The following is a 22678-nucleotide window of genomic DNA, read 5'->3' as shown; positions in this document are numbered from 1 at the left end:
GGCCCCGCCTGTCTGACGGGAAAATTATGGTTTTTTGGGGAGATGAGTTTTCCCTGCGAATCTGACAAATGCGTATCGGCTACCTTTTTTGCATTCCTGGCGCATTTATCTATTTGTCTGTCCTGTGCTCGGCGTCATCTGTTTCATCTTCTTCCACGATCTGCATATTGCAGCATCCGCCTTTTTGGGGCTTCTTTTTCGGTTCCGTTTCTTCCTCCAAAGACATCCCACAGTTGCATCCACTGCCGCTAAACAACTTTTCCCAAAAACTTTTTTTCTCAGACATGATAAAATTCTCCTTTCAAATTATAATACAAAGTTAAACACATAGCCTGTAATTGTGGCTACAGCAAAGATACACAGTACAAAAGCAACAACCATTTTCTTCTTAAAAATGGAATTTAGCAGAGATACTTCCGGAATGCTGGCACCTGCGCCTCCCAGGATCAGCGCAATCATAACGCCAGGAGCTACACCCTTGGAAATCAGGATACTTGCAATCGGAATCATGGTCTCAGTACGGATATACATGGGAATACCCACGACTGCTGCCAGCGGAACTGCCCACAAGTTATTGGCTCCGGCAAAGTTCGCTAATAAATCCGTAGGAATGAACTCATAAATAAATGCACCGATACCAGCGCCCAGCAGCAGGAAGAGTACCACGCCCTTGAACAAGCCAAAGGCATCTTTTAAAGAAAGTTTGACCGCCTGCCACTGCTTCTGCCAGAAGGTTCCCTGCAGGTTCTCCCATGAGATACCATCCTGATGCCCGCCTTTGACCGTAACATTTTTCACTTCCTTTTCAAAACCAGCTTTGTCAAGAATAAGCCCCATCACGATCGCAAAGGCAAAAGTAAATGCGCTATATACGATTGTGGCTTTCAGCCCAAAGAATGCAACCAGTAAAGTTAAAATCGCCGGATTCAGAATCGGAGATGTGAGCAGGAACGAGATTGCTCCACAGAAAGGAGCCCCACTCTTAAATAACCCTACCAACACCGGAATTGTGGAACAGGAGCAGAACGGTGTCACCGCTCCCAATGCTGCCCCCAGGACACTGTTCAGCCCCTTTTTCGGTGTAGTCAGGATACGTTTAATACGCTCCTGTGAAATATAAATCTGTAATAAAGCAACCACAAAGCTGATGCCAATAAACAGGCTGAATAATTCGCCAAACAACATCAGAAACGTCTGTCCGGCATGAATAAGAGTTTCCGTTGTAAACATACAAATTACCTTCTTTCTACTTAAAATTTTAATTCGCCACAGCACACTGGAAATCCGCCTCTGGAAGATTTCCCCATTGGTTTACATACGGAAATGTTTTTATTCAGAACGGCACTGAAGCCGCCGACCACATGCACACATAACCCTTCCTCCTTGATATCTCAATTCAAATCGATACATTCAAAAATATCTATTTATTATTTCAAAGGGAAGCCACCCTTAACAGATGGCCCAAATAATCACTTCATCAGTTTCCCGCACTATTACTGCCGGAAACCGTAAGCTGCTGCTCCAGTATCTCCCTTACTTTCTCTGCACCTACCGGGTCTATCGAATAATAAACCCATTTCCCTTCCTTGCGTCCCTGGACAACACCAGCATCACATAATATCTTCATGTGATGGGAAAGTGTAGGCTGAGAAATACGCAAATCTTCCAACAGATCACACGCACATTTCTCTCCGGTACGAAGCAAGTCTAATATTGCCAAACGATTCTCATCACAAAAGGCTTTAAACACTCGTATCGTTTCGTTATATTGTGTTGCCATTTCTTTCACCTCACATTTATGTTTTTGAATATGTCTATATTATATGATATACATTCAAATCTGTCAATATGTTTTTTAAACTTTTTCCATGTTTGCATCTTCCTCAGCCATCTAATGGTATATATCAGAGGGCTGCCTTTCAGGCAGCCCTCCGTAATCATTTTTGATATATTGCTGTTCCTCTTTCGCAGGGATATAGAATATAACCTGCTTTATCAGATTTGGGTTATGACGAAGATGTCGTAGATGGCTTTTACGGCGCGTTCAAAATCGTCGTTGGCTACGCCGATAATGATGTTTAGCTCGCTGGAGCCCTGGTCGATCATTTTTACGTTTACATCGGCGTGGGCCAGGGCAGAGAAAATTCTTCCGGCTGTTCCTCTTGTGGACTTCATGCCCCGTCCTACAACAGCGATCAAAGCCAGGTCAGACTCCATTTCTACAAAGTCAGGCTGTACGGCGCGGTGGATGCCGGCGATAACCTGCTGCTCTTTTTCTTCGAATTCGTCCTGGTGTACATATACGGTGAGGGTGTCGATGCCGGAGGGGATGTGCTCAAAGCTGATGCCCTGGTCCTCGAATACCTGAAGGACCCTTCTTCCGAATCCGATCTCGCTGTTCATCATGGATTTTTCAATATTGATGGAGCAGAAGCCCTTCTTTCCCGCAATTCCGGTGATGGTGTATTTCGGCTTTTTGCAGGTGCTTTCCACGATGAAGGTTCCTTTGTCCTCAGGACGGTTTGTGTTTCTGATGTTGATGGGGATTCCTTCTTTTCTTACCGGGAAAATAGCCTCCTCGTGGAGTACGGTGGCTCCCATATAGGAAAGCTCACGCAGCTCACGGTAGGTTACAGTCTCAATGACAGCAGGATTCTCTACAAGTCTTGGGTCTGTTACAAGTACGCCGGAAACATCAGTCCAGTTTTCATACATATCCGCCATGATAGCCTTTGCCACCAGGGATCCTGTCACATCGGAACCGCCGCGGGAAAAGGTTCTCACTGTGCCGTCTTCCATAGCTCCGTAGAAGCCCGGGATGACAGCGCACTGGCATTTAGAAAGCCGTTTATTTAAAAGTTTATTAGTCTTTTCTGCCTCCAGATTGCCGTTTTTGTCAAAGCGGATCACCTCTGCAGCATCTACAAACTCGAAGCCCAGATAAGCAGCCATCACCTTGCCATTTAAAAATTCTCCGCGGGATGCCGCATATTCCTGTCCTGCCAGGTTTTTGAAATCCTCGCGGATTTTTTTGAATTCATCCTCCAGAGAAAGATCAAGGGAAAGTCCTCTGATGATCTCATAATAACGATCCTTGATGGCAGATAATTTTTCCTCAAAATCCTCACCCTTTTCAGCCGCGGCATAGCAGCCGTACAGCATATCGGTGACTTTTGTGTCTCCGTCAAAGCGTTTTCCGGGAGCGGACGGCACCACATATCGTCTGCTCTCCTCACTGCGGATAATATCGCCTACCTTTTGGAATTGCTCCGCATTGGCGAGGGAGCTTCCTCCAAATTTTACTACTTTTTTCATAATTCCTGTGCTCCTCATTACTTTTTCTCTTTACCTCTATAAAGCATGTATTTTATTTTAAGAAAAAGCCCGGCATTTTGCAAGACTTTCTTTCCTCCTGGAAAAAAATTGTGATATTTCACAAGGATTCCTTTTTTTTCGCCCAAAATCCCCACAAAAATACCGGAAGGGCTATAATTCCACAACTTCACATACAGTCAGTACATCGCCTTCCACACGAAACCGTATATCCTGGCTGCCAAATGCCATACCATAGATCCGCTCCGGGTCTCTCTGATATCCCGGTCTCGGGTCATTTGCCAGCACAGCAAGAAGCGCCTCCCGCCTTTCCTGCGGAACCATAGCAAGCCATTTTTCCGGGAACTCCACGGTGAGTCTGTGATCCTGGATCGTATCTGTGAAACCGCCTTTTCCATCCGGGTGGCTGTCCACATAGGGAAGGTAAGGCTTAATGTCAAAAATCGGCGTTCCATCCATCAGATCAGCTCCCGAAACGTGAAGCACAGGTCCAAGCTCGGGATGAAATTCCACCCTTTCCAGCTTTACAGAGGAAAGCCCGATTGGATTCGGCCTGAAAGGAGAACGGGTGGCAAATACTCCTTTTCTTATATTTCCTCCCAGTCTGGGCGGTCGCACAGTGGGGGACCATTCCTCCCTGATCGCCTGTGAAAACTCCCATATGATCCAGATATAGGTATATTCCTCCAACCCCCGGAAGGCATCCGGGTTGCGGTATTCCGGTTCGAAAACGATCTCTGCTTTCAGCTCCTTTATCCGTCCGCTCTGATGGGGAATTCCAAATTTTGTCGGAAAATCACTATGTATATGCGCAATTACCTTCAACCGAAAGACCTCCCTGATTTTATACCTATCGGCATCGTCCCATGATTTCATTTGCCCGGGCATAAATTTCCTCCGGATCCGTTCCCACGAAAAACCTTCCGTTCTCATAAAGGATCTTGCCGTTTACCATGGTAAGCTTTACATTTTCCTTGCTGCCGCTGTATACCAGATTTTTTACCAGATTATTCTCCGGCTGCATATTAGGCCTGTGCAGATCGATCATCACCAGATCCGCCAGCTTTCCTTCTGCCAGACAGTCACACTCGATTAATCCCATTGCGTGAGCACCGCCTGAAACAGCCATTTTCAGCACTTCCTTTGCTCCCACGGCGGAGGCGTCCTGCTCCCGCAGCTTGGCAAGCCCTGTCACAAGGAACATTTCCCGGAACATATCCAGGCAGTTATTGCTCGCCGGACCGTCTGTGCCGATCGCCATGCGGATTCCCATATCCAGCATCCGTTTTACTGGTGCAATGCCGCTTGCCAGCTTTGTGTTGGAGCCTGGATTTGTCACAGCGTAAAGGCCCTTTCTTTGGAAAATATCCAGATCCTCATCGCTCATATAAACGCAATGGTACCCGCCGCCTCCATGCTCGTAAATGCCCAGGCGGTCCAGAAATGCCGTAGGCGTAGCACCGTTTCGCGCCACGCACTGCTGCACCTCCTGATACGTCTCGGAGTTATGGGAAAAGACAGGCGCCTTATATTTTTCAGCCAGACGCGCAACTTCCTCAAGCCGCTTCCTGCCTGTTGTATATTCCGCATGAAATGCCAGAATATAGCTGACCAGTGGATCATACTCTTTAAATTTCAGATACTCTTCCTCTACTGCACGGATGTCAGAGGTAAAATCGTTCAGAGGGGCTGCCAGCACGGTCCGGAATCCGCAGTCTGCAGCAGCCTTCGCCATCTCCTCAGGGCAGATGTACATATCAAAATTTGCTGTCATACCGCTGGTGAGATATTCCAGTATTGCAAGCTTTGACAAATGGTAAATGTCCTCCCGCACAAGCTTTGCCTCCATGGGAAATACCTGCTTGTTCAGCCACTCCTGCAGCGGCAGATCATCTGCATAAGAGCGCAGAAAGGTCATAGCGGAATGGGTATGGGCGTTTTTAAAGCCTGGGATCAGAAGGTTTCTTTCCGCATTTATTTCCCTGTCCCAGCTCTCCCACTGCAGGTCATCCTGCCTTTTTTGAGGACCGATATAAGATATCCTGTTTCCTTTTACATGAAGCTCTCCTTCCAGAATCTCAAAATCCCTGTTTAAAATTCTGGCATTATAAAAACGAATATTCATAGCTTTTCCGCTCCCATCTGCATAATAGACTCTGTGATCAGCTTCTTAAATAAGGGTGCAACTCTGTCTGCCGTTTCCTGTACCTCTGCGTGGGAAAGAGGATTTTCCGTCATGCCGCAGCCCAGATTGGAAATGCAGGAAATCCCGCAGATCTTCATTCCCATGTGGTTAGCCGCCACCGCTTCGCAGGCTGTACTCATCCCCACCGCATCCGCTCCCAGCGCCCGGCACATACGCACCTCTGCCGGTGTTTCAAAGGCCGGGCCGGTAAGCTGTATATATACCCCTTCTTTTAAAGGGATAGATAGCTTTTTGGCTGCATTCCGTATGATCTCCTGCAGATCCCTGTCATAAACATGGCTCATATCACAGAATCTCGGACCCAGTTCATCAATATTTTCTCCAACAAGAGGAGACGGTACAAAGTTTGAGATCTGATCTGTTATCATCATAAAATCTCCGGCGGCAAAATCGTAATTGACACCTCCAGCGGCATTTGTGAGAAACAGAATCTTTGCGCCCATCAGCTTCATAAGCCTGGCAGGAAGAACCACGTCCTGTATGGGATATCCCTCGTAATAGTGGATTCTTCCCTGCATGATCACCACCGGGATCTCCCCCACATATCCAAATATAAATCTGCCCTTATGTCCCGGCACGGTGGATACGGGAAAGCCCTCAATCTCACGGTAATCCAGTGTTTGTACTACTTTGATCTCCTCTGCATATCCTCCCAGCCCTGAGCCAAGAACCAGCGCAACAAGAGGTGTAAAATCCACTTTTTTCTTTACACTTTCATAGCAATTCATCAATTTTTCATATACAGGATTCATGTGATGTACCTTTCCTTTTTTCTTTCAAAATCTATAAATAGTATACTCCCGTCCACAGGAATCAGCAAGGATAAGATAAATCTAATAACATCAAAGCAGGATCTCCCGCCCTCCGACTGTTTCACGGAAGGCCTTGTCGTGCTCCACTGCAAGCAGGGTAAAACCGTAAGCATTGATCAGGCTCTCGATCTGCATTCTGGAAAAAACATCGATATAATTCAGCGGCTCATCCCAGATATATAAATGAGCCCTTTTGCACATGCTGGCAGCCAGCAGTACCTTTTTCTTCTGTCCGGCGCTGAAATCCTCCATTTTGTGCGCAAACATTTCTCTGGAAAAATCCAGCTTCCGAAGGAGGGTCAGAAAAGCCGTTCTGTCGATTTTCTGTTCTTCTGCGTAATCCTCCAGCCGTCCGGTCAGGAAGGAGGCATCCTGAGGGACATAGGAAATCACAAGACCCGGCGCCGTCCAAAGACTGCCTGCACTGACCACAGGCTCCTTCTGTCCCAGCACTGCCTTTATCACGCTGCTTTTTCCACTGCCGTTTTTTCCGCTTAAAAACAGCTTTTCGCCGCGCCTTATGGAAAACGTTATGCCATTCACCGCCGTTTTCCCCGGATATGCCAGGGTACAGTCCTTTGCCTCTGCCAGAATCTCCTTGTGATAGAAAAGTGGAAACAGCTTCAGGCCCTCCGTTTCCTCTATGTCTTTCAAAAGCCCTTTCTTTTCCTCTATCGCCCTTTCCATGCGCTTTTCCAAACTTTTGCGCCGCATCTGCAGCTTTCTGGATTTTTCACCAATGTATGCTCTTGTCACATGGTCATACCGTGAATCATAAGGATCGTGCCCGATTTTTGTGCTCTCTACTGCATCTGCCCAGGAACCGGACTGGCGGGAGGCAGCCCGCAGATGCCCAATCTCCTTCTTCAGCTTTTCATTTTCTTTTCGCTCAAAATCATCCCGATTCTCCTTATCTCTCCACCAGTCAGAAAAATTCCCCTGGCGGATTTCCACAGTTTCCCTGTTTATTGCCATCACATGGTCTATACATGCATCCAGAAGCATCCTGTCATGGGAAACCAGAAGAAATCCTTTTTTCTTTTTCAGATATCGTGCAATGGCTTCCCTCGCTTCTCCATCCAGATGGTTCGTCGGCTCATCAAGGAGCAAAAACGCACTCTCCCTGGCAAAAAGCACTGCCAGCAGTACCTTGGTCTGCTCCCCGTTGCTTAAAGTGCTAAAGGGACGGTATAAAACCTCTGCGTCCAGCTCCAGCAAACTACATTCCCTGCAGACCTTCCACAACTCGTAACCCGGTTCCACTTCCTCCACCACATCGATCGTAAGGCATTCTTTCTCTTTTATCACCGGGGGAAAATATTCCGCCGCAGCAGGCATGGAAATTTTCCCCTGACCGGAAAGCTCTCCCGACAGAAGCTTCAAAAGCGTGGTTTTTCCCTTTCCGTTGCGGGCGATCAGCCCCAGCTTCCAGTCTGTATCAAGCCGGAAGGACAGATTCTCAAACACAGCATCCGGGCTGTTCTCATACTCAAAGGTGAGATTTACCACTTGTATCATTGCCATAAATAAAAACCTCCTTTACGCACAGCAGGCTTTTCCCGTTGCCGTAAAGGAGGCTTACAAAGAAAGCGGCTCACAAGCCGCTTTCCCAACCCTCATATTTAAAATCCGGTTATGGAAATCCTTATTATTCCTGCCGTGCCAAACAACAGACAGTCCCCCTGTCTGTATAAAAGCACACTGTGTAGTTCATCACATTAGCAAGAAAAAATAATCATCCCCACAACTCCTCTCTGTTTACCTGGACATGATAATAGCATAGCCCTCTTTCGGATGTCAAGGGGTATCCGCACTTACACCGGAAAACACTTCCTTTGCCAGTTCCGCATCCAGGGACGGCTCCCGGTCATCTCCCGCTTCCGTTTCTGTAACCATACACTGTAAAATATGGTTATCGTCAAGCTTTGTCCATATCTCAGTCTGGGTACATACGGTTCCCTCCTCGTAGGAATACACTGCCGTCACGCAGGAAACTGTCATGTCACCCAATTCCATTTCCTCCGGTCCTGCCGTACGATAGTAACGATATCCGTAATCAGCCAGCTCATCCTCGGAAACCATATATGTTTTAACAAAATCCTCTTCCGTAAAGCTATCGCTTAACTCCGTGATCTGATACACCGCAAATGTCTGCTTATTATCTTCTGATGTCCTTGAAAAGCTTAAGAAGGTCTTTTCCGTGGAATCTGCCGTGTAGCCTTCCGGAGCAGTCACCCTGGCGCTTACGTCTCCGCTGTATGAGGTCAGGACATATGAGCCGTCCTCAGATACCTCCGCTTCCTCCGGTGTATAGACATCCTCCTGTCCATCGGTGCCAAACATATCATCTGTCAGATCCTTCAGTGGATTTCCTTCCGTTTCCTCCGCTGTCAGCGCCTCCTGAGGCACCTCAATGCTGTCAACGCTGTTGTATTCCATCACATTTACATTTATCACGCATTTTCCGACTCCTGGCAGGCCCGCCAGCTCTTCCGAAGACTGTGCGGCACTGCTCAGACTATCGCCGAAATCCACATTCACGGATGCCGGAAGGCCGCTTTCTTTATAAATCTCCAATGCAATATCCGCTTTCAAACCGGAAATATCTGCGTCTCCCAGGTCATCCTCCAAAAACTCTGCCTTTTTCATCAGCTCAATTACATCCTCACCGCTGATTTCCGTATGTATCACGCTGGTTTCTTTTTCGTTTACTTCTCCGCTCTCCTGAGAAAGCTCTATGCTGTCCGGCTCCAGTTCATAAAATCCATCCCAGTTGTCAAAGGATTTCGCCTGGCCTTCAAATTTACTCCACTGGCCTGCTGTCTTTGCGTAGGTGACGTATTTACCGTCCTCCTCCACTCCATATATTTCGAAATCCATACCGAGTCCCATCACATCCAGCCCCAGGGTTCCATCAAAATGAAAGGCAGCCGGATTCACCGCCGTCTCCCATTCTCCCGCGAGCACCAGGTCTACATCCATATCCATTCCCCACTGCGACAGGTTTACCCCTGTGGTAACCTCCACATCGCCGGATGCAGAAGCGATTTCTTTTGTATTTTCACGGGATTCATCCAGAATTTCCTTTACCTCCCCGGTTCCGCAGCCAGTCATTCCCGTAAGAGTAAGGATTCCTGCCAATAATATCACATTACGTTTTTTCATAAGATACCTCCATATTTTCAACAAAGCTGCTTCATCCGCTTTGCCTCACTGCAATTCCTCCATCCGGAGGAACCTGTCTTTTTTCATATCTTATACATTATAACGCACTTTGTAACACATTTGTAATAACGGATAACCTTTTACCTCAGGGAAGTTCTGGAAGAGGGCAGAAATTTTTTCTTCCATATCAAAAACACCGCCACACAGATGATCGCAGACAAAAGAGAGCCTGCAGGCGCAGCCAGCCCCATGGGGTAAAGAGTATCCGGATAATATTTGGATGCCAGGTAAGCCCCCGGTACACGCAGCAGCACAATGGACGCCACATTCTGTATAAACGAAATTCCCGAATATCCATAAGCGCAGAAATATCCGCTGAAGCAGAAATGCACACCTGCCACAATGCAGTCCAGAACATAAGCCTTCAGGTATTGTGTTCCCATTTCCACCACCATGGCATCGTCTGTAAACAGCGACAGGATCTGCGGGGAAAAGAACTGGCAGATCACAGCCATCAAAGCCCCGAAGGAAACTGCAATGGTCACGCCGTAACGCAGTGTTCTTGCGCCCCTTTTGTACTCTCCTGCCCCTACATTCTGGGCTGTAATGGAAGAAATGGAAGACAGCATTGCCGACGGAACCAGGAAGAAAAAGCTGATGAGCTTCTCCACGATCCCCACGCTGGCGGCTGCCGTCACACCTCTTTTATTTGCAATAATGGTAATGATCATAAAGGAAACCTGGATCAATCCATCCTGGAAAGCAATGGGGATTCCGATTTTTAAAATGCCTCCCATGCTTGTTTTATGCGGTCTGAAATCCTCTTTTTTTACAGACAGCCCAAAGCTTTTCCGCCGGATGGTCACCAGCGCGATCACCACACTTGCCGTCTGGGAAATGACAGTTCCAAGGGCAGCTCCCGCCGCTCCCATAGAGAGCCCGCCAATGAAAATAAAATCCAGCGCCACATTCAGCACACAGGCTGCAGCCACAAAATACAGCGGGCTTTTGGAATCGCCCATTCCTCTGAAAATGCAGCTTATAATGTTATAAGCCGTGATAAACGGCACCCCTGCAAAGCAGATGATCAGATATATTTTTGCCTGGGAATACGCCTCCGTGGGAACGGAGATCCACTTTAAGATTCCGTTTACGCCAAGAAGAAGCCCCGCCGTCAGCAGTACTGCAAATATGAGAAAAAGAGTCACCGTGTTTCCCACAGCTCTTCCTGCTTTTTTCAGATCCTTTTCCCCTACATGATGGCTGATGGTAACCGTGGATCCCATGGCAAGTCCCACAATGATCACCGTGAGCATGTGCATCACCTGGCTTCCGATGGAAACAGCAGAGATAGCATCTGCTCCGTTAAACTGCCCTGTAATAAATAAATCCGCCAGACCGTAAAAGGTCTGAAGGAAACATGATAAAAGATAAGGCAGTGAAAACTGGATCAATACCCGGAATACACTGCCTTTTGTCAAATCCTTCTGCATTGATTTTCCTCCCTGATAAAAGTGTGCTCTTTGGCGCACACTCGCGTCGGAGCGCGGTTACGCCAGCAACCATATCATAACGGAAAATCACCGATCTGAAAAACGATTTCTTTTGCTTTTGTCAGCACTTTTTTTCATGGATGTATTGCACCAGCCGTTCCAATGGCTCCGGCATATTTTCGGATGGATACAAAAGCTCTGACACCTCATCAAATACGTCCGGCAAAGGAAAGCATGCAAGATTTCCCGCTTCAATCCGACTCCTTCTCGGAATGACAGCGAAGCCGTTTGCCATATTGACCATGAGAAGCTGCTGAGAAAGCCCCTTTACTGTGATCACCTCCGAAAAGGACACACCGTAGATTTTTTCAAGTTCCTGTCTGCAAAAATCATGGTAGCCTGAGCCTTCTGTCTTTGTGATCAGCGGCTGGCTTTCGATCACCTTTTCTATGGAGCCAAGTCTGGATAAAACTTCCTTTGAGCATACCAGGACCGCCTCAGCGGAAAGCACCGGAACCCGGCCCACAGGCTTCTTTTCTCCAATCCGCCTGTCTACTCTGAGAATATCCGGACAGATCAGGGCATCCAGCCGCCCCGCAGACAATTCCTCTGCCAGCCTATCTTCACTTCCGAATGAAAAATAAAGGGAATACTGCGGATATTCCTGCTCAAAGGCCCTCAGGATCGGAAAATCCACATAGTCTGTGGTGATCATTCCGATCCGCAGCTCCTGTTCCCTGTTCCTGACAAGCTCTCTGCAAAGTCTCTGATACTGTTCAAAAATCGGCTTCATTCCCTCGTAAAACTGCTGTCCCTGGGCTGTCATCACCGCCTGATGGTGGTTCCGCACAAACAGAGGGCAGCCCAGCTCCTCCTCCAGAACACGGATATATTTGCTCATAGTCGTCTGCGCGATGTGGCATTCCTTTGCTGCTTTTGTAAAATTTTTAAGCTCTGCCGCTTTGAAAAAATATTCAATCTTATCTAAATCCATGAAAGCCGACCTCTTCTCTTTTTCCCAATATTTCTGACTGCAGCTACAAAAATTCCACCGTGATCTTCAGCATATCTTCCTCGAGCCGGGCATAAAGCTTTCCTCCCATGCGCTCCATCAGCTCCCTGGCAATGGAAAGTCCCAGCCCTGCATGGGAACCTCTGCGTGCATTGTCCGCACGGTAAAAACGCTCAAACATCCGGTCCGGATCTATCTGTGAAGGATCTTCCACCTGGTTGGAAAAGGTCAGTTTTTTCCCTTCCTGTGCGATAAAAAGCGTTCCTTTTCCGTGTGCTGCTGCATTGGAGATCAGGTTTCCCATCACCCTTTTAAGCTGTTGGACATCCGCCGTAACCTGGATGTTCTCCTGTGAAAAATCTAGTGACGGTTCCATATTTTTTTCTGTAAGCTTCTCATAGCCTCCCATGAGACATTCGCTTAATACAGGCAAAAGCTGGCAGGGTTGACAGTGCAGCTCCACCTCGCCGCCTGCAAGCCTTGTATAAAGAAACAGCTCATCCAAAAGCTGTTCCAGATCCTTTAAACGTCCCCTAACGATCCGGCAATATGCGCTCTTCTTCTCCTTTTCTTCAGTCTGTTCCAGAAGCTGTACATAGCCTGCCGCTCCTGTCAGGGGCGTACGGATATCATGAGAAACACAGGCGATAGTATATTTCAGCTCCTGCTCTGCTTCTCTGGATTTCAGAACGGCCTCCTGATTCAGATCAATGCAGCGGTTGATCTCTCTCCCTAGCTGCGTCACGGCAGGGGTATGGAGAAAGCAGGTCAGCCGCTGATTGCTGCCCTCCTTTAGCTCCATAAGCTGTCTGGAAAACTCCTTTACCTGTCTGCGGTACAGATACAGACGCACCGCCAGGATCAATATGATAATGCCCAAAACTAGGGTCACTGTAATCATCATTCCCTCTGCCTCCTCCGCAGCTTTTTTCTCTCCCAAACACTATTTCTGTCAGCAGATATCCTTTTTCTTCAGCACATGACCGGAAACCAACACGTAGAAAACAGTCCAGATCAATGCTGTTACAATAGCCAGAACTACATTTGGCTCCTGGCTTCCGTCCATGAGAGACATCAGTCCCGATGTTATCCGTACATCCTTTCCGCTGATAAAAAGGGCTGTCATCAGATTATATGCGGGAAGAAACTGTGCGATCTGGAATCCGAAATACCCTGCGAAAAAGTTCAGGATGCCTGCTGCCGCGCCCACCCCGCAGGCAACGGAAAGGATAGCGCTGATCACCGAACTCCTGGTCAGAATGCAGAAAAGAAGATTCTGTGCAGAATGACTTAAAAGGCAAAACCAGCCCACAACCAGCATCAGGATCAGCTTTTTCACATCCCCAATGCTGCTGTGCATTCCCATCATTTTATAGGCCAAAAACGTCAAAAGCACCAGCGCAGCCATATAAAATGCACTGACCACAGCCATGGTAAAAAGCTTGCTTACCACATACTTTCTCCGGTCCGCATGATAAGAAAAAATATTTTTCGCTACACCGGTGGTGAAATCGCCGCAGATAACAAGGGAGCCAAAAACGCCCATCAGCGCTGCCATCAATCCGCCGGAAAAAAGAAGATTTCCGATAAACTCTGTCTGGCTCATATTCTGGAATTCCCGCGCATCCTCCACATCGTCCGCCTCAAACTCCATCCCCAGGTTCATACCTGCAAATTCCAATTCCTTCTTTACCGTAACATCACCGTCTTCCGCTGACACTGCCGCGCTGCCCTGTCCTTCCGGCACAGCATTGATAACCATTTTCATGGTTCCGATACCAATGAGGATGATCAGGAAAATAACGCCCAGGCAAATATAAATCCCCTTATCCCGGAACACACTTCGGAGGTCCATTCTGAAAAGATTAAGCATGACGTCTTCCTCCCTTCTGTCCGGCATTTCCCTGCTGTTTTTCTTCCTGTCCCATCAGCTCGATAAAATATCCCTCCAGATCCTGCTGATGCGCATAAACCGAGTAAACATCCACTCCTGCCTTAGCCATTTCCTGTGTCACAGCAGCGGAATCCGTCTCCTGAAAGATCCGGATCTCGCCATCAGGCCGCACCTCATAATCCGTGATCCCAAGCCTCTGCTCCAGGATCACGGAGGCAGTCTTTGTATTCCCTGTTTTTAAGTACAGGTAGTCCCGGCACCGGGCGTTTAATTCCTCGCTGGTAAGCTCCTGTATCAGGCACCCGTCTTTGATGATTCCGAAGCAGGTCGCCATCTTGGAAAGCTCTCCAAGAATATGAGAGCTGACCAGGATGGTCATTCCCCTTTTTTCATTTAATTCTACCAGATAAGAACGGATTGCGTTCATTCCCTCCGGATCCAGACCGTTGATCGGCTCGTCCAAAAGGAGCAGATCCGGTCCTCCCAAAAGTGCCATGGCAATCCCCAGACGCTGCTTCATACCCATGGAAAATTTCCTGGTACACTTCTTATCTTTCGGGTCAAGGCCCACCTTTGTGAGCAACTCCTGAATCTCTTTTCCCGGATTGATGATCCCCATCATCATGGCTTTCAGCAGCATATTTTCATATGCAGATTTGTCCGGATCAATCCCTGCTGTCTCAATCAGAACGCCCATTCTCCGTCTTACGGTCTCGTCATTTAAAGTTCCTCCGAAGACTGAAATTTCTCCCCCGGTAGGGTTTGCAAGACCGGAAAGCAGCTTCAGCGTGGTGGATTTTCCGGAACCATTCCTGCCGATAAAGCCGTAAATCTCTCCCTTTCTGATGTGCATATTTATCCCGGATACGGCTTCTTTTTTGCCGTAGGTTTTGCACAGATTACGTGTCACGATTACGTTATCCATAATATCCTCCTTTTTGCCCATTTCTGTCTGAAAAGACTTTCTTTGTCCTTTCTGATCATCAGTATGAGGCATAGAGGTTCAAAAATCGCAAAGAAAAGTTAAAGAAAGGTTAAAGCTTTCTCATTCTGCCAGCTTAAAACCCATCCCCCACACAGTGCGGATATAATCGTCCGTACCTGTCTTTTTTAATTTTGCCCGGATGTTGCTGATATGGACATTGATGGTTTTATCCTCCACAAAATAATCCTGCTGCCACACAGCCTCGAAAATCTCCTGCTTTGTATACACCTTTTTAGGGTGGCGCACAAGAAGCTCCACAATGCCGAATTCGTGGAGGGTAAGCTCCACCGCACATCCCTTCGCCGTAAAGGTTCTGCCCTCGGGATCAAGGATCCAATCTCTGTAAGAAAGTGTTTCCTTTACCTCCCGGTGGCTATGCCTTAACTGCACCTGGATTCGCGCCCACAGCTCCTCCAGCTCAAAGGGCTTTGTCAGATAATCGTCAGCACCGCTTCCCAAAAGCTCCACCTTATCCGAAAGAGCCGTTTTTGCAGACAGAATAATGATGGGCACCTGAGATTTTTCCCGTATCCATACCGCCAGCTCCTCCCCGGTCATTCCGGGAAGCATCAGATCCAGCAGCACAAGGTCAAAGCCCTTTTTTGTACTCTCCATTTCAAACAAAAGCTTTGCCTCTGTCCCGGAAAATGCCTGGGTACACAGGCACTCTCTTCCTGTCAGGTATTCCTTTATCAGTCCGTTAATCGTCGTGTCATCTTCTGCGATCAAAATTCTCGTCATTTTTCGCTCTCCATCAGCTTACAAGCGGCACAATACAAGCGGTCCACAAATAGGAAATTGGCATTACCAGTATCATGGACGGTATCATATCCGCAGTGGGAAACATTTTTACTTTTATCATACGGAAGCCCGCGCCTATCATTAAAAATCCCCCGCAGGCTTTGAAATCATTGATCATGGCAGGTGTAGTCAGCGGAAAGATCAGCCCTGCTGCCAGGAAAAGTATGAAAAACAAAATAAACTGGGGAATGGCGATCACGGACACCACAAGGCCCAGACTGCAGGCAAAGATCAGCGCGGTAAAAAGATCCAGGATGGATTTGGTGATCATGATCGTATGGTCCCCGCTCATGCCGGATACAATAGAGCCGTAAATTCCTGTCCCGCTGGCGCAAAAGACTACGATGATGGTCACCAGCGTGCTTGTAAATTCTTCCTCAGACATGGATGTATTTTTGTTTTTTACCACCTTGGAGATCATACGCTGCATCCCGATGCCGCCCTTATTGATCCACTCTCCCAGGTGCATCATCAGACCTATGCCTGTCCCGATAATAACTGCAAAGATAACCGCCGGCATGTTTTCCATAAGGACAATGGAACTGATTCCCATTGCCATGGAGCACAGCCCGAAAATCATCTCAATATTTTCCTTAAATTCCTTACTTAATCTGTCTCCTGCAAACGCACCCGCAACGCCTCCGATCACAATCGCCAGTGCATTCATAATAATTCCTGTTGGCATGATAATCCCTCTCTTCTTTTGCATATCCCATTAAGTTTTCTGAAAAGAGGAACGGCTGCAGCCGTCCCTCCATAATATCTCATTGCTCTGATGCCCGCTATTCTTCTACAGGCAGGCTGCTGATGGCCAGATAAAACTCCGGTTTACTGCGCTTCAAGGACAGCGGCTTGCCCTGGCTGTCTAAGAAGCAATGGCTGGTGCGCCCTGTGCAGCACAAAATACCATCGGACTCCCGTACTACCTCGTATGCAAGGATCAGCCGGACACCATTAAAGGCTTCTACCTTCACCCGGATTTCCACCGTTTCCCCAAAGCGTACCATCTGCCTGTACTCGCTTTCCACAGTCAGTACCGGACTGATGATCCCTTCTTTTTCAAAGGTATCGTAGCCTGCGCCGATCTGCTCCAGCATACTCACCCTTGCCTCCTCAAACCAGCGGATATAGTTGGAATGATGGACGATCTTCATCTGGTCCGTTTCGTAATACTGCACCTTGTGCTTCCATGGTACAATCTTCTGCATTTCCTCACTCCTTTTTCTCAGTTCGTTCTTCTTCTTTGATCTCCCAGTGGAGCAGGAACGTCAATGCAGCACGGAGCGCAATGATACCGGCTACAATTCCGATTTCCTGCCACTCCCGGACGATTACCGTTCGAAGGATCTCGCTTCCCATTTTAAACTCCAGTCCCATAGCAAGTCCCCTTGCCAGATATACGCCTGTGTCCCCGGCATGCCTCAGCCATTTCAAAAATCCGGTGATACCGCTCCAGATAATAATACAAACACCGATAAACTCAAACAAAATAATGGCAATGCTTGCAATATTTTCCAGTATAAACTCCAGGGTCTGCTCTATATGTGTCAGCATTCGTTCTTCCCTCTCTCTCATGTAAATCTGCGGTTTTGACGCCTCCTGGAATCAGCCCCGTTCTATCAAGCATACCATAATGAAAAATTTTAGTCTAGCCCTTTTGCTCTTGAAAATGCGGGAATACAATGCTAAACTTGACGCGTAACACTTTTGAGAGGAAAAAAGAAATGAACCAAAAACAAACACTGATCAAAGCCTTCCGCTGTGCTTTCCCCTATACCATTCCTATTTTTGCCGGGTTCTGGTTTTTAGGAATGACCTACGGCATTTACATGAATGTGTCCGGCTTCTCCTTCTGGTATCCCATGCTGATGAGCCTGACCATTTTTGCCGGTTCTGCGGAATTCATAGCCGTAAACCTGCTGCTGGGAGCCTTTAATCCCATCCAGGCCCTTGCCATGACACTGATGATCAATGCCAGACATTTATTTTACGGCATATCCATGCTGGACAAATTCCGTGGTCTGGGATTGAAAAAAATATATCTGATCTTCGGTATGTGCGACGAAAGCTTTTCCATCAATTATACCGCACTGATCCCGGATGATGTGGACAAAGGCTGGTTTATGACCTTTGTTACCCTTCTGAACCATTTTTACTGGTTCTTCGGTGCAACCCTGGGCGGCATTTTCGGCTCCCTCATCCATTTTAATACAGAGGGGCTGGATTTCGTCATGACCGCCATGTTTGTGGTAATTTTCATGGAGCAATGGTTAAAAGAAGAACGGCACACCAGCTCTCTCGCCGGGCTTGGGATTTCCCTGCTCTGCCTGATCGCTTTTGGCGCGGATAACTTTCTCATCCCCTCCATGCTCGCCATCCTCGCAGTGCTCACCCTGCTTCGGGCACCGCTGGAAAAAGGAGGTGAAACGCCGTGACACTGACCCAACAACTGATCACCATCAGTATGGTAGTGCTGGGAACCATGCTGACCCGCTTTCTGCCCTTTTTGCTTTTTCCTGCTGGAAAGCCCACCCCAAAATACATACAATACCTGGGTAAGGCGCTGCCTCCGGCTGTATTTGGCCTTCTGGTCATCTACTGTCTGAAAAATGTAAGCATTTTTACCGGAAGCCATGCAATCCCAGAGCTTGCCGCCATTGCAGTTGTGATCCTTTTCCATCTATGGAAACGGCAAATGCTTTTGTCCATTGCTGGAGGGACTGTTTTCTACATGCTCCTTGTACAGCTTGTATTTTAAACTTCCCATTCTTTCCGGCTGTGTATATCTCCGTCATATTTTTACAGGGCCTTTCCAAGCCCGCCGGCATAGAGTATAATGAGCTATACAAATCCAATTTTTACGGAGGGATCATTATGTGTACAGCAGCCACTTACAAAACAAAGGACTTTTATTTCGGCAGAACGCTGGATTATGATTTTTCTTATGGGGAAGAGGTTACGGTAACTCCCCGTAATTATCCTCTTTCCTTTCGCCATAGGGAAACAATAGACAAACACTACGCCATCATAGGTATGGCATATATTGCAGCGGATTATCCGCTTTATTATGATGCAGTGAATGAAAAAGGTCTTGGAATGGCGGGACTGAATTTCCCTGGAAATGCCTGTTACAATGAAAAAACGCACAATAAGGACAATATCCCACAATTTGAATTTATTCCCTGGATTCTCTCACAGTGCGAATCGGTAAAAGAGGCGAAAGTTCTTCTAAAAAATCTAAACCTGATCAACACTCCCTTCAGCAAAGAAATGCCCCTGGCCCAGCTCCACTGGATCATCGCGGACCGGGAGGAAGCAATCACAGTGGAGGCAGTCCGGGAGGGTCTTAAGGTATATGATAACCCGGTAGGTGTTCTGACAAACAATCCGCCTTTTGAGCAGCAGATGTTTCATCTGAATAATTATATGAACCTGTCTCCCAAGACTCCCCAAAATCAGTTTTCCACCGCTCTTCCCTTGCACACATACTGCCTTGGCATGGGCGCATTAGGTCTTCCGGGTGACTTGTCCTCCCAGTCCCGTTTTGTGAGGGCTGCCTTTACGAAAATGAACTCGGTTTCCGGCGATTCCGAAGTGGAAAGCGTCAGCCAGTTTTTCCACATTCTTGGCTCTGTAGACCAGACAAGAGGGTGCTGTGAGGCTGGTGACGGAAGGTTTGAAACCACGCTCTACACTTCCTGCTGCAACACGGACAAAGGAATTTATTACTACACGACCTACGGCAATCACCAGATCACTGCCGTGGATATGCACAGGGAAAATCTGGAGTCTGCCGGTCTCATACGGTACCCGCTTATTCAGGACGAGCAGATCCGGCGGCAGAACTAGGCTGCTGACAATTCCGGCAGACACTTTTTCTTTTCACTAGCGTGACCGGCAGTTTTATCGTTCCGCTCTCCTGCTGTCCTGTTTTCAGCTTCAGAAGCATGGCGACGGCATTCTCTGCCCGCAATACCACATCCTGCTTCACAGTGGTAAGCGCAGGATTGCAGTAATGGCACAGAGGACTGTCATCAAAACCTACTACCGAAATATCCTCCGGAATCCTGACGCCCTGCTCCTGCAAAAAATTGATGAGCTCAATCGCATAAAAATCAGATACTGCAAATACTGCGGTATACTCCAGGATTTCTGTTACCTTTTCCCGATAGAAGCCCATCCGCTCTTCTTTTTTAAAAGGAATTTCCATAAAGCTGACAGTGCCCGTCCCCATTCCATCGGCACATCCATCCATTCGTTCAGAATCCACGCAGATAAAATTATCGGAAATACACAGAACCCTGTCATGCCCCATATCCCTCAGATACTTTCCCACCTGGTATCCGCCGTCATAGTTATCCAGAATCAGATTACAGATTCCGTGGGTTTCCTGAAAATATCCGTCATACACCACAAACGGGATGTGCATGGATTCCCGCAGCTTTTTGTAATCCTGTTCGCAAAAGCCCATAATGACCAGCCCCTCCATATTCCACATGGAGGCAAAGCGGACGATCTCATTCCATTCTGCCGTTGTCTTAACCATCATAAAATACCCTGCCCGGTCGATTTCCCTGGACAGGGCATTGATGGCTGCTGAAATGAATCCATCCTCCAAAACGCGCCCTTCGTATTTCTCATGATCATTCACCACAATGCCAATGATCCGGGAATTATTCTGAGCCAGCAGGATACCTGCCATGCTGGGAATGTACGCTCGTTTTTCCAGCAGTTCCTGCACACGGCGCACGGTCTCCTCTGACACCTTGTTTGTCTTTCCATGGATCACATTGGACACCGTTGCGGTGCTTAAGCCTAATTCTTCTGCAATATCTGCGATTCGGATCCTCTCGTTTTTCACAGCTCTTGTCTCCTTTATCCCGTATAACAGAAGTATAATAAAAGACAGCAGCTTTTTCAAAGGTTAAACGCGTAACTACTTACAAAAATATCCGCATTATTTTGTATATTTCGTATTATAAGAGCTTTAACGGATGCCGGATCACAGTCCGCAGTTTTTCTTCTTTTGTCCGTCTTGGATCACTGAGGTAGATCTCATGGTGCAATCTTGTCTCCGAAAAATCCACAGCATACCCTTCTTTTGCGGCAAATTCATTCATCCGCCGGATCGTTTCCGGTTCCTGGTCATAGCTTCCTATGTGCATACACTGAACACATTTTCCATCCTGGTAGGTGAAAAATTCTGCTTTGGAAAAATCGGTTTTCTTTTTCTCGGAAGCTTCCCTTACCGCCCAGTCAAAGTCCTCCTTTTTCACGAAATCCGGCAGACGGATCATCGAAATCCACTGGAAATTTTCTTTGTGGGAGTAATCCACTCCTTCCACACCCTCCTGCCACCAGAGTCCTTCCAACGGCGGTACTACATAGGAGAAATATCCGTCAATTTTGTGTGACCCTTTATAGCTCATTTTAATGGTAAATGCAATGCCGTAAAGTAAATTCATTGCCTTTTTGTACTCACCCTCAGGCTCATTTGGATCGCCCTTTCCCCGGACAGCTACGTAATTCATTTCCGGAATCTCAATGATTCCCGGCTGTTTTGGCGGCAGATAAAATTCCTTATATTCCTTCTTATAATCAAATGCCATTGAAACAAACGCTCCTTCCATATTTTTACTTTTTTGTCTTCAGCCCCTTCTTTGGCTTCTTAGGCTTTGGCATGGGCAGCTCTTTGCAGGTTGCTGCAACAAATTCTGTAAGAAACTCCCTGTTGTCAACATCTTCTATCAAAAAATACGGCTTCGCCCCTTCGTAAGGCGTAACCAGTTTTAAATCTGGTGCCAGTTCTTTCCCTGCTTCTGTAATTTTCACGAAAAACTGGTCATCACAGATCAGCGCAAATATTTTTCCGTCACAGTACATTCCATACTCCCCAAACATCTTCCGGTAAGTAATGTTTCCAGCCCCAGAAAGCTGGTCAGCAATGTATTGTACAAATTCCGGTCTGCTTGCCATCGCACAGCACCTCCCTTTCTTTTTTCAGCTATAGTTTTTCCCCATCTTTTCGATGATTTCTTTTATTTCTGCTCTCAGTTCCTCCGGTTCCAGCAAACGCGCGCGCTCCCCAAAGGTCAAAAGCCAGGTGAGCAGGTTTTCTTTATCCGTATAATCTGCATGGAACAGAAGCCTTCCATCCTCCAGCTCCTCAAAGCAGTTCCTTCCGAATTCCTCCACCAGCCTCCATTTGCATTCCGCCTCAAAGACCGCCTTCACCTGAATGCCGCCGGGAAAAATCTTTTCATTGCTCAGATCCGGCATAGGCACCTGGCGCTTTTCGAAACACTTCTCATGAAGCTGCAGCTCCTCCATCCGGTTCAGCTTAAACAGCCGGAAATCCTTCCGCCTGTCACACCATCCCCATACATACCAGTTCGACCATTGAAAGATCAGATAATACGGCTCGATTGCCCTTCTTGATTCCCCTTTTGGAGAAAAATAAAAAAATCCCAGCATTCTCCTGTTCTCAATGGCATCCCGTATGATCTGGATTTTCGGTGCAAGGGAAGCCTTATACCAGGAAGACAGATTGATCAGTATGCTCTGGTCACCTGCCATAAAATCAGAGGAGCCTGCTGACAGCTTCTCCATAAGCTGTCCGTAACGGTTTGTCCCGTTCACACTGTCCAGGCTTCTGAGCCCAGCCAGAATATCCTGCATCTCTGACGTTGTAAAAACAGTCCTGTCCACCTTATAATTTTCCATAATGGAAATCCCGCCGTGTGTCCCCTGCCTGGTCACCACCGGAATCCCGGCTTTGCACAGATCCTCAATGTCCCGGTTAATGGTCCTTCTGGAAACCTCAAACTTCTCTGCCAGGAAGGATGCTGTTACCATGTCCTTCTGCAGCAAAATGGATAAAATCCCTATCAGTCGATCGATCTTCATATGCCCTCCTTTGGAAACAGTATAACACCATAAACAGGACAACTGTATGTCATATTTGCAAAATTTTCCAA

At 47.4% G+C, this 22678-nt stretch carries 25 protein-coding genes; 3 read left to right on the top strand and 22 right to left on the bottom strand.

Annotation, left to right across the window (positions count from 1 at the left end):
- Positions 1–109: 109 nt before the first annotated feature.
- The 18 genes from ACESZH_RS13680 to ACESZH_RS13595 form a co-directional block, all read right to left on the bottom strand.
- Positions 110–286 carry a hypothetical protein gene (locus tag ACESZH_RS13680; protein ID WP_373217067.1) on the bottom strand — a complete coding sequence of 59 codons (177 nt, stop codon included), beginning with the start codon at positions 284–286 and terminating at the stop codon, positions 110–112.
- A gap of 20 nt (positions 287–306) precedes the next feature.
- Entirely contained in the window at positions 307–1230 is a 924-nt protein-coding gene (locus ACESZH_RS13675) for a permease (RefSeq protein WP_373217065.1), read from the bottom strand.
- A gap of 247 nt (positions 1231–1477) precedes the next feature.
- Positions 1478–1780, bottom strand: coding sequence for an ArsR/SmtB family transcription factor (locus ACESZH_RS13670; protein ID WP_373217063.1), 303 nt, complete (start codon positions 1778–1780; stop codon positions 1478–1480).
- Between the two features lie 215 nt (positions 1781–1995).
- Positions 1996–3315, bottom strand: a complete 1320-nt coding sequence (locus ACESZH_RS13665) for an aspartate kinase (RefSeq protein ID WP_373217061.1) — start codon at positions 3313–3315, stop codon at positions 1996–1998.
- Between the two features lie 171 nt (positions 3316–3486).
- Positions 3487–4209 carry a tRNA (N6-threonylcarbamoyladenosine(37)-N6)-methyltransferase TrmO gene (gene tsaA / locus ACESZH_RS13660; protein WP_373217174.1) on the bottom strand — a complete coding sequence of 241 codons (723 nt, stop codon included), beginning with the start codon at positions 4207–4209 and terminating at the stop codon, positions 3487–3489.
- Entirely contained in the window at positions 4184–5458 is a 1275-nt protein-coding gene (locus ACESZH_RS13655; protein ID WP_373217059.1) for an amidohydrolase, read from the bottom strand. The genes tsaA and ACESZH_RS13655 overlap by 26 nt, the downstream gene beginning before the upstream one ends.
- The gene (locus tag ACESZH_RS13650; RefSeq protein WP_373217057.1) at positions 5455–6291 is read right to left on the bottom strand and encodes a purine-nucleoside phosphorylase; all 837 of its coding nucleotides are present in this window, start codon (positions 6289–6291) and stop codon (positions 5455–5457) included. The genes ACESZH_RS13655 and ACESZH_RS13650 overlap by 4 nt, the downstream gene beginning before the upstream one ends.
- 90 nt (positions 6292–6381) lie before the next feature.
- Positions 6382–7875, bottom strand: coding sequence for a ribosomal protection-like ABC-F family protein (abc-f, locus tag ACESZH_RS13645; protein ID WP_373217055.1), 1494 nt, complete (start codon positions 7873–7875; stop codon positions 6382–6384).
- A 273-nt stretch (positions 7876–8148) separates the two neighbouring features.
- Positions 8149–9516, bottom strand: coding sequence for a DUF6612 family protein (locus ACESZH_RS13640; RefSeq protein ID WP_373217054.1), 1368 nt, complete (start codon positions 9514–9516; stop codon positions 8149–8151).
- 140 nt (positions 9517–9656) lie between these two features.
- Positions 9657–11009: an MATE family efflux transporter gene (locus ACESZH_RS13635; protein ID WP_373217052.1), complete on the bottom strand. Its 1353-nt coding sequence runs from the start codon at positions 11007–11009 to the stop codon at positions 9657–9659.
- 121 nt (positions 11010–11130) lie between these two features.
- Positions 11131–12003 carry a LysR family transcriptional regulator gene (locus tag ACESZH_RS13630; protein WP_373217051.1) on the bottom strand — a complete coding sequence of 291 codons (873 nt, stop codon included), beginning with the start codon at positions 12001–12003 and terminating at the stop codon, positions 11131–11133.
- A gap of 43 nt (positions 12004–12046) precedes the next feature.
- On the bottom strand, positions 12047–12925 hold the full coding sequence (locus ACESZH_RS13625) for a sensor histidine kinase (RefSeq protein ID WP_373217050.1): 879 nt from the start codon (positions 12923–12925) through the stop codon (positions 12047–12049).
- 48 nt (positions 12926–12973) lie between these two features.
- Complete coding sequence (locus tag ACESZH_RS13620; protein ID WP_373217048.1) at positions 12974–13894, bottom strand: ABC transporter permease; 921 nt, start codon at positions 13892–13894, stop codon at positions 12974–12976.
- Positions 13887–14840, bottom strand: coding sequence for an ATP-binding cassette domain-containing protein (locus tag ACESZH_RS13615; RefSeq protein ID WP_373217046.1), 954 nt, complete (start codon positions 14838–14840; stop codon positions 13887–13889). The genes ACESZH_RS13620 and ACESZH_RS13615 overlap by 8 nt, the downstream gene beginning before the upstream one ends.
- A 120-nt stretch (positions 14841–14960) precedes the next feature.
- A complete protein-coding gene (locus tag ACESZH_RS13610) occupies positions 14961–15641 on the bottom strand; it encodes a response regulator transcription factor (RefSeq protein ID WP_373217045.1) in 681 nt (226 codons plus the stop codon).
- 13 nt (positions 15642–15654) lie between these two features.
- Complete coding sequence (locus tag ACESZH_RS13605; protein ID WP_373217043.1) at positions 15655–16386, bottom strand: DUF554 domain-containing protein; 732 nt, start codon at positions 16384–16386, stop codon at positions 15655–15657.
- 97 nt (positions 16387–16483) lie between these two features.
- Positions 16484–16909 (bottom strand): acyl-CoA thioesterase, encoded by a 426-nt coding sequence (locus tag ACESZH_RS13600; RefSeq protein WP_373217041.1) that lies wholly within the window; start codon positions 16907–16909, stop codon positions 16484–16486.
- Positions 16910–16913: 4 nt separating this feature from the next.
- Complete coding sequence (locus ACESZH_RS13595; RefSeq protein ID WP_373217039.1) at positions 16914–17276, bottom strand: DUF1622 domain-containing protein; 363 nt, start codon at positions 17274–17276, stop codon at positions 16914–16916.
- A gap of 149 nt (positions 17277–17425) precedes the next feature.
- Here ACESZH_RS13595 and azlC point away from each other — a divergent pair, with 149 nt between their 5' ends.
- The 3 genes from azlC (at position 17426) to bsh (ending at position 19550) form a co-directional block, all read left to right on the top strand.
- A complete protein-coding gene (gene azlC, locus ACESZH_RS13590) occupies positions 17426–18136 on the top strand; it encodes an azaleucine resistance protein AzlC (RefSeq protein ID WP_373217037.1) in 711 nt (236 codons plus the stop codon).
- Positions 18133–18459: a branched-chain amino acid transporter permease gene (locus tag ACESZH_RS13585; RefSeq protein ID WP_373217035.1), complete on the top strand. Its 327-nt coding sequence runs from the start codon at positions 18133–18135 to the stop codon at positions 18457–18459. The genes azlC and ACESZH_RS13585 overlap by 4 nt, the downstream gene beginning before the upstream one ends.
- Before the next feature lie 116 nt (positions 18460–18575).
- A complete protein-coding gene (gene bsh / locus ACESZH_RS13580; RefSeq protein WP_373217033.1) occupies positions 18576–19550 on the top strand; it encodes a choloylglycine hydrolase in 975 nt (324 codons plus the stop codon).
- Here the strand turns inward: bsh and ACESZH_RS13575 are convergent.
- The 4 genes from ACESZH_RS13575 to ACESZH_RS13560 form a co-directional block, all read right to left on the bottom strand.
- Positions 19516–20562, bottom strand: coding sequence for a LacI family DNA-binding transcriptional regulator (locus ACESZH_RS13575; RefSeq protein WP_373217031.1), 1047 nt, complete (start codon positions 20560–20562; stop codon positions 19516–19518). The genes bsh and ACESZH_RS13575 overlap by 35 nt on opposite strands.
- Positions 20563–20677: 115 nt before the next feature.
- Positions 20678–21310 (bottom strand): GyrI-like domain-containing protein, encoded by a 633-nt coding sequence (locus ACESZH_RS13570; RefSeq protein ID WP_373217029.1) that lies wholly within the window; start codon positions 21308–21310, stop codon positions 20678–20680.
- Positions 21311–21335: 25 nt separating this feature from the next.
- Positions 21336–21677, bottom strand: a complete 342-nt coding sequence (locus ACESZH_RS13565) for a TfoX/Sxy family protein (protein ID WP_373217027.1) — start codon at positions 21675–21677, stop codon at positions 21336–21338.
- A 24-nt stretch (positions 21678–21701) separates the two neighbouring features.
- Positions 21702–22607, bottom strand: coding sequence for a helix-turn-helix transcriptional regulator (locus ACESZH_RS13560; protein WP_373217026.1), 906 nt, complete (start codon positions 22605–22607; stop codon positions 21702–21704).
- Positions 22608–22678 lie beyond the last annotated feature (71 nt).

The sequence above is a fragment of the Ruminococcus sp. 5_1_39BFAA genome, assembly GCF_964240875.1.
In the GTDB taxonomy this organism is placed as follows: domain Bacteria; phylum Bacillota; class Clostridia; order Lachnospirales; family Lachnospiraceae; genus Blautia_A.
Note: the sequence above shows the minus strand (reverse complement) of the source record. Positions and strands in the feature narration are given on the sequence as shown.

What these genes read in the sequence shown, in the direction of transcription:
- ACESZH_RS13625 (WP_373217050.1), bottom strand. Translation starts at nt 12,925, where the DNA reads ATGATGATTACAGTGACCCTAGTTTTGGGCATTATCATATTGATCCTG.
- ACESZH_RS13675 (WP_373217065.1), bottom strand. Translation starts at nt 1,230, where the DNA reads ATGTTTACAACGGAAACTCTTATTCATGCCGGACAGACGTTTCTGATG.
- ACESZH_RS13680 (WP_373217067.1), bottom strand. Translation starts at nt 286, where the DNA reads ATGTCTGAGAAAAAAAGTTTTTGGGAAAAGTTGTTTAGCGGCAGTGGA.
- ACESZH_RS13615 (WP_373217046.1), bottom strand. Translation starts at nt 14,840, where the DNA reads ATGGATAACGTAATCGTGACACGTAATCTGTGCAAAACCTACGGCAAA.
- tsaA (WP_373217174.1), bottom strand. Translation starts at nt 4,209, where the DNA reads ATGAAATCATGGGACGATGCCGATAGGTATAAAATCAGGGAGGTCTTT.
- ACESZH_RS13670 (WP_373217063.1), bottom strand. Translation starts at nt 1,780, where the DNA reads ATGGCAACACAATATAACGAAACGATACGAGTGTTTAAAGCCTTTTGT.
- ACESZH_RS13620 (WP_373217048.1), bottom strand. Translation starts at nt 13,894, where the DNA reads ATGCTTAATCTTTTCAGAATGGACCTCCGAAGTGTGTTCCGGGATAAG.
- azlC (WP_373217037.1), top strand. Translation starts at nt 17,426, where the DNA reads ATGAACCAAAAACAAACACTGATCAAAGCCTTCCGCTGTGCTTTCCCC.
- ACESZH_RS13640 (WP_373217054.1), bottom strand. Translation starts at nt 9,516, where the DNA reads ATGAAAAAACGTAATGTGATATTATTGGCAGGAATCCTTACTCTTACG.
- ACESZH_RS13600 (WP_373217041.1), bottom strand. Translation starts at nt 16,909, where the DNA reads ATGCAGAAGATTGTACCATGGAAGCACAAGGTGCAGTATTACGAAACG.
- bsh (WP_373217033.1), top strand. Translation starts at nt 18,576, where the DNA reads ATGTGTACAGCAGCCACTTACAAAACAAAGGACTTTTATTTCGGCAGA.
- ACESZH_RS13635 (WP_373217052.1), bottom strand. Translation starts at nt 11,009, where the DNA reads ATGCAGAAGGATTTGACAAAAGGCAGTGTATTCCGGGTATTGATCCAG.
- ACESZH_RS13650 (WP_373217057.1), bottom strand. Translation starts at nt 6,291, where the DNA reads ATGAATCCTGTATATGAAAAATTGATGAATTGCTATGAAAGTGTAAAG.
- abc-f (WP_373217055.1), bottom strand. Translation starts at nt 7,875, where the DNA reads ATGGCAATGATACAAGTGGTAAATCTCACCTTTGAGTATGAGAACAGC.
- ACESZH_RS13570 (WP_373217029.1), bottom strand. Translation starts at nt 21,310, where the DNA reads ATGGCATTTGATTATAAGAAGGAATATAAGGAATTTTATCTGCCGCCA.
- ACESZH_RS13655 (WP_373217059.1), bottom strand. Translation starts at nt 5,458, where the DNA reads ATGAATATTCGTTTTTATAATGCCAGAATTTTAAACAGGGATTTTGAG.
- ACESZH_RS13595 (WP_373217039.1), bottom strand. Translation starts at nt 17,276, where the DNA reads ATGAGAGAGAGGGAAGAACGAATGCTGACACATATAGAGCAGACCCTG.
- ACESZH_RS13565 (WP_373217027.1), bottom strand. Translation starts at nt 21,677, where the DNA reads ATGGCAAGCAGACCGGAATTTGTACAATACATTGCTGACCAGCTTTCT.
- ACESZH_RS13560 (WP_373217026.1), bottom strand. Translation starts at nt 22,607, where the DNA reads ATGAAGATCGATCGACTGATAGGGATTTTATCCATTTTGCTGCAGAAG.
- ACESZH_RS13610 (WP_373217045.1), bottom strand. Translation starts at nt 15,641, where the DNA reads ATGACGAGAATTTTGATCGCAGAAGATGACACGACGATTAACGGACTG.
- ACESZH_RS13605 (WP_373217043.1), bottom strand. Translation starts at nt 16,386, where the DNA reads ATGCCAACAGGAATTATTATGAATGCACTGGCGATTGTGATCGGAGGC.
- ACESZH_RS13630 (WP_373217051.1), bottom strand. Translation starts at nt 12,003, where the DNA reads ATGGATTTAGATAAGATTGAATATTTTTTCAAAGCGGCAGAGCTTAAA.
- ACESZH_RS13665 (WP_373217061.1), bottom strand. Translation starts at nt 3,315, where the DNA reads ATGAAAAAAGTAGTAAAATTTGGAGGAAGCTCCCTCGCCAATGCGGAG.